The 6,408-nt window shown below is 41.9% G+C and carries 3 protein-coding genes; all 3 read left to right on the top strand.

What is annotated here, in order from left to right:
• Positions 1–1,049: 1,049 nt before the first annotated feature.
• The 3 genes from F6K52_RS08390 to F6K52_RS08380 all read left to right on the top strand — a co-directional run bounded on the left by F6K52_RS08390 (position 1,050) and on the right by F6K52_RS08380 (position 6,316).
• Entirely contained in the window at positions 1,050–2,252 is a 1,203-nt protein-coding gene (locus tag F6K52_RS08390) for an ATP-binding protein (RefSeq protein WP_293076315.1), read from the top strand.
• 1,095 nt (positions 2,253–3,347) lie between these two features.
• Positions 3,348–5,153 carry an EAL domain-containing protein gene (locus F6K52_RS08385; RefSeq protein WP_293076313.1) on the top strand — a complete coding sequence of 602 codons (1,806 nt, stop codon included), beginning with the start codon at positions 3,348–3,350 and terminating at the stop codon, positions 5,151–5,153.
• 263 nt (positions 5,154–5,416) lie between these two features.
• Complete coding sequence (locus tag F6K52_RS08380) at positions 5,417–6,316, top strand: hypothetical protein (RefSeq protein WP_293076311.1); 900 nt, start codon at positions 5,417–5,419, stop codon at positions 6,314–6,316.
• The last annotated feature ends 92 nt before the right edge of the window (positions 6,317–6,408 follow it).

Here is a 6,408-nt window from a genome sequence, read left to right as displayed (position 1 = left end):
AAGAGGAACCCACCCCTAACCCCTCCCAGGAGGGGAAGGCAAGAGGCAAGAGGAATCCCCCCTAACCCCCCGCGCGTAAGGGGGGCGGGCAAGAGGTAAAAAATCCTGTGTACCTCATTAGGATATAAAGCGCTATAGTCTATTAATGATTAGTCATTAGTCTTTGGTCTTTGGTCTTTGGTCTTTGGTCTTTGGTCTTTGGGAATTAGTTATTGCTAAAGACCAGAAAACTTCTTGTTGACGACAATGGACGCATAACTGGACTAATAACTAATGACTATCTAGCCAGGAAACTCTTGTTCAAGAAATCCATACTAGTATAGCAGTATCGTCATCCAGTAAGTGGGACGGTAAAATAAACGTAATAGTTTGGTTGTTGACTGTTCACAGTCTATAGGGTTTTCATTTGAGATGTGAAACTAGGATTGATTGAAAAAGGGTACAGGAATCCCTCCTAACCTTAATAAGGGGGGTAGGTAACAGTAGGAAAGAGCTCCAAGTATTTTTTGCTTTTATGACAAATCAGCATTGGGTTTCATGATTTATTTGGAAATACTATATGACCTTTACTATCAGCAGTGAACAGTCAAGGATTAACAAAAAACCTAGTCATTTTGAGCCAAACGGTAAGCCTTTAGGGATCAGCTCCGAAGGTGTAAGCTAAAGCATCGACGAAAACTTAGGTATTTGGGTCTGGATGTGAGTACATGATGCTAGTACATAAGTATTCGGGCGAGAATGTTCTTTCTTAAAGGTTGATTGATTCAAGATTACTTGTAGCTAAGGGCTGATTAGGAATGGCTGAATTCTGAACGCGCACGCGTGCGCGAATGGGCATATGCTGAATGCTGACAGGGTATTAATTTGCTTATTAATTGACTGGTGCAGTTGGTTAAAATTCGGGTGTTAGGGTAAGAGGGAGGGGGAAAACTAAAAATTACCCTCTATCTTGACTAGTTAAATTTAAATTTTTCGCCATTTTGGAATGAATTTGTTTGATCACAATCGCTATAATTTCACCACTTCCTACTGCTAGATTGTTGAAATTTGTGCTACACTCTTACCCGATGTATTTGAACCTAGACGCAGCAATTAATAGGGATCCTCTGATTGTATGTCCCGAAACTCTAGTAACAGAGGCAATTGCCCACATGATCCAGTTGGACTCTAGTTACGTACTTGTCCAGTCCCAACTGTCATTAGTAGGCATTTTTACTGAGCGAGATTTGCTGAAGGTCATAGTCGAAGGGATTGGGCTTTCTGGACTAGCGATCGCTGACGTGATGACCACAGAGTTAATTACACTACCAGCCACTGAAGTCAAGAATGTGGAGAATATAGTCAAGTTACTGTCTCGATTGCGGCAACATCGGATTCGTCATCTACCAGTTGTAGAGAATAGTGGACGACCGACAGGTATCATTACACAAAATAGTTTGCTGCAAGTGCTACAACCAACAACAATGTTGGCTACGAATGAACAGCTGCTAGACGGAGTTAATCAGCCCACTGCTCAACTACAAGCCACAAATCAGGAACTAGAAGCATTTGCCTATTCAGTATCCCACGAGTTAAGCGCTCCACTACGAAGGATTAAGAGTTTTATTACGGTTCTATCAAAGGACTATCATCACCAGTTGGATCTTAAAGCACAACACTATCTCCAACGTATATCTGCTAACAGTCAGCATATGTGGAAACTCATTGACGATTTGCTAGAGCTTTCGAGAGTTAGCGGTGACCCGATGCACTACCAGCAGGTTGATTTGAGCAAGATGGTTGCCGAAATTAGCTTAGAACTTACACAAACCCAACCTGAACGGAGCTTGGAATGGGTCATTGCCAAAGGAATTCATGCCTATGGAGATAGTAGGTTGCTCCGGATTGTTTTACAGAATCTACTCCACAACGCCTGGAAATACACATCCCATCATCCCCAAGCCAGGATTGAATTTGGAGTTTGCCCATTGTCCGCTCCTCAGACAGAGGAGCAAGAGCAAACCAGTGATCAAGCGATCGCCTATTTTGTCCGGGATGATGGAGCTGGCTTTGATATGGCTGATGCTGAAAGATTATTTATCCGTTTTGTACGCTTGCACACCGAAGCTGAGTTTCCTGGCAATGGCATTGGACTGGCTACTGTAAAGCTTATTATTGACCGACATGGTGGCAAAGTTTGGGCTCAAAGTGCAATTGAACAAGGAGCAATGTTTTATTTTACCCTTCCACCCTTCACAAATTATTCGCTATAATAACACCATTGCTTCGTCTCCTCTACACCTGAAAACTATTGCAATCACTACTGATATAATGATTAGCAATAGTTAAATTACAATCGATTAACTGTGTGCAAACATAAAAATGGCAAAATGGCAGCCATGTGTTTCATTTTTATGATAATACATGCTTTAAGATGGCTAACGTTAATTATGGCTATAGGCAATTTAAGCTGTTAGGAATTAAATTTATAGAAATTGCAGCTTGTTTACCCCCATGCTTGGTGCGGAGCGTGAAAACAAGTTAGGGGATGCACACCCCTGGTCTACTTTCTTTGTGATTAGGAGGTGATACAACTAGTGCAATACGGGACAAAGAAGATATTATTGTCTGGGAACATACCAGATGAAACTAATTACCTCCTTGTTTTCTGGTGTGAACAAGCCAACAACCTGTACAACTAGGCTTTGTAGGCAGTAATACAGACTTATTTTTAAAACTGTGAGTATTACACTTACTTTGATGCTTATGAGATGTACCGAGTTGGTCGAAAAAATAAGAGTATTAAGGTTATCTATGGTCAACTTTGCAAATATTTCAAGGATAATCCACACTACAAACCACCCTTGTGTTTAGGAAGGTCAACAGGGACTAAAGTCGGTACTAAAAGCCTGCTTTTATTGTAACCAATTAGAATCCCCTGTGCTTGACGCGGAGGATAGTTAAATTGTTTTAACTAGTTCTAGTCTAAGTTCGTGGTCTTTGGAGACTTGAAGAGAAGCCATTTATCGGTTGGGATTCAACCTAAAATTACCTGAAATAACCAACTATCATCAGAGTCAGGAGCTTCCAGTCAGGAGCTTCCAGTCAGAATCATTGATTTTGCAGGAATTTTTCAAATAAATTGGCTTGGGAATGTACTAATTGTTCTTGAACCTCTCACTAACCTTGCTGAATTATTGTCCTGATTTCTGAATAATGTATCATGTTTAACCATAAAAAATGGCCCATTGAGTACATCAAAATTAGGTAAATTTAAGCTGTTTTTATGTATATTATGAAATTAATTATATTCTCCAAAAAACTTGATTATTAAGAAAAAAATAGTAATAATTACATAGGATAAATCTATGAATCAACCACTGCGAGTTTTGATTGTCGAAGACTCAGAAGATGATGCTGAGTTACTGGTTTTTGAACTACAAAATGGTGGCTACGAAGCAATTTATGAAAGAGTGGAAGCAGCAGGAGCAATGAACGAAGCCCTAGATAAGAAAGGGTGGGATATTGTGATTGCCGATTACTTCATGCCTAAATTTAGCGCCATTAGTGCCTTACTCCTCTTACAACAAAAAGGGTTAGACTTACCGTTTATTATCGTCTCCGGCTCGATTAAGGAAAATATGGCAATCGCTGCTATGAAAGCGGGAGCCCATGACTATTTACTTAAACACCAGTTAGCACGATTAGTTCCGGCGGTGGAGCGGGAGTTAAGAGAAGCAAAGGTGCGCAAAAATTACCGGAAGGCAATCAAGAGGTTACAAGACCTGACGTTTTATGACGAATTAACCGGTTTGCCTAATCGGACATTGTTTTTATACTACCTGCGCCAGTGGTTTAAGCCAGTACAGCCAACTCACAATCGCAAATGTCTACCGATGGCATACCCGATTCTACCAACTCTTTGCTGGGATGAACCCATGGTTGGAAACACTCAGAAGGATAATGTATTTGCTGTGCTATCTCTGACTCTAAGTCGCTACCGAATTATCCAATACAGTCTAGGTGATCTACTCAGTGAACAACTCCTAGTTGCTACTGCTCAACGCTTACAGGAATGCATCGGTGATCAGGATATAGTGGCACGGATGGGAGAGAATAAATTTGCGATTTTGCTCTCGAATATCCAAGACTTACATCAAGTGGAAGAGAAGGCTGAGCGTATCCATCAAAAGATTTCCATCCCATTTGAACTCAATGGGCGAGTCGTGTCTTCTAATTGCTACATTGGTATTGTCCTGAGTACCATGGGTTATAAGCAACCGAAAGATTTGCTGCGAGCTGCAGATACGGCGATGTATTATGCCAAATTAGAAGGTATTGGCTCCTCAGAAGTTTTTGATCCTAGTATGCAACAGAGAGCTATTGAGCGACTACAGTTAGAAACCGACTTACAACAGGCAATTAAATACGAAACATTGCATCTGAATTATCAACCAATTGTGTCCCTGACAACGGGCAAAACTATTGGTTTTGAAGCCTTGGCCAGGTGGCAGCACCGCACTCGCATCAAGGTTAGTCCTAGTGAGTTTATTCCGGTAGCAGAAGAAACAGGACTAATTATCCCCCTTGGTGAATGGATTTTACGGGAAGCCTGCAAACAGTTAAGCCTCTGGCAAGACCAGTTTCCTGATTATTCTTCTTTGAGTATCAGTGTAAATCTCTCTGGTATTCAACTCAACCAACCCCAGCTGATTGACCAGATTGACCAAATTTGCACCACGTTAGAATTGAGTGGGGCGAACTTGAAGCTGGAAATTACTGAGAGTGTGTTGGTGGATAATGCCTCAGTTGCTACCACTTTTTTTAAAAAACTCAAAGACAGAAATATACAGTTGTGTATCGATGATTTTTGCACCGGATACTCATCGTTTTCCTATCTAAATAATTTTCCGATTGATATCATAAAAATTGATCGTTCTTTTATTGAAAAAGGATTTCCAGACGGCAAAAATTTTGATACGGTAGAGGCGATAATTAATTTAGCTAAAAAGCGTGAAATTCAGGTAATTGCTGAGGGCATAGAAACCCAAGAACAAAAGGATATTTTGAAAGATTTAGGATGTGAATATGGACAAGGATTCTTGTTTGATGAAGCCCTTACTCCGGAAATGGTGACCAATTTGATGTTAACCAAGCCAGATAGGTTTTGGTAATCGCTATAGTAGGAATTAAGACAAGCAAAAGGGTATCCCCCCTTATCTCTGGGAAGATTAGGGGGCAAGCTTGCATGTAAAAGAGGCCAAACATGAAACCTGACTTGGAAAACAGATCCTACACTGCAAGAGCTGAACATAGACTAGGTGATTCAGTCTTGAGTACTTCTTACGACTTAGGAAAATGCGCGTTGCTCAATCAAGTAATGAATAGGAGTAGAGTGGGCATCCTGCCCGCGCTAAATAAGGAGGAAACTGGCAAGATGCCAGTTCTACGCAAGATGCCAGTTCTACGCAAGATGCCAGTTCTACGCAAGATGCCAGTTCTACGCAAGATGCCAGTTCTACGCAAGATGCCAGTTCCACAAAGATGCCCATTCTACAAAACTCTTAAAATCATTCCATTATTCAGCAACGCCGGAAAATGCACTCAAGACAATGCACTTAGGACTGAGCACTTGAGTTTGCTTAAACGTTTACTAATTGCCACAACGGTGCTGTTGGCTGTTGTCCCTATAACGACTAGTTGCAGTCTACTGGAAGGTCAGCCTCGGTCAAACTCTACCTTGGTCTACAAAGGACCAGTTACCCAGGAGGTGAAAGCTGGTTCATTGATACCAGGGACTGATATTCGCTACATCAGTAGGACGGGGGATAAAACTGCTGAAGTGTTGATTAATGGACAGCGTGCATTCAAGCGCAGTGGTGACTCTCTAGACTGGACTGGAAGTCCCCTGAGGGGAGTCGAAATGCGCCTCAATCAACGGGTATTAGTTTATAGTGAGGAACGCCTACAAGCTGGTGGTACTGTTCGTCTAACGGTAGATGGGGTATCGTCTAAACCGGGTTTAGTACCGCAGGTAGCGGACAAAACCAACCCCAGTATAGTGGTTTACAAGGTTCCAGTGTTATACCGAGTCAAGCAGGGAGAAAGAATTCCTGGTACGACTTTGAGTTATACGGGCAAAACTGAAAAAGGTGCGCAGTTGGGTGGATTACCAGCCGGAGAGTCTCCTTACCGCCAAGGAGGTGACTCGATTAGTTGGCGAGGGCAATTACGCCCTAGAGTTTATCTCGATTTAGTAGTGCGTACTGCTTTCTATAACGAAGACCGTCTGAATGTGACTGGCTTAGCAACAGTTATCCTAGCGATCGGTGGTTGACGGTGGTTAGCCTTTGGCCTACCTTTTTGGAGTTTGGATGTTACAGTTGACACTTGAGATGGCTACTTGAATGGCGGGAAGACCCTACATTG

It is taken from the genome of Moorena sp. SIO3H5, from assembly GCF_010692395.1.
Taxonomy (GTDB): domain Bacteria; phylum Cyanobacteriota; class Cyanobacteriia; order Cyanobacteriales; family Coleofasciculaceae; genus Moorena.
This window is presented reverse-complemented; position numbering and strand designations above follow the sequence as displayed.

Coding starts and splice junctions, on each gene's coding strand:
- F6K52_RS08385 (WP_293076313.1), top strand. CDS start 3,348: ATGAATCAACCACTGCGAGTTTTGATTGTCGAAGACTCAGAAGATGAT.
- F6K52_RS08380 (WP_293076311.1), top strand. CDS start 5,417: ATGCCAGTTCTACGCAAGATGCCAGTTCTACGCAAGATGCCAGTTCTA.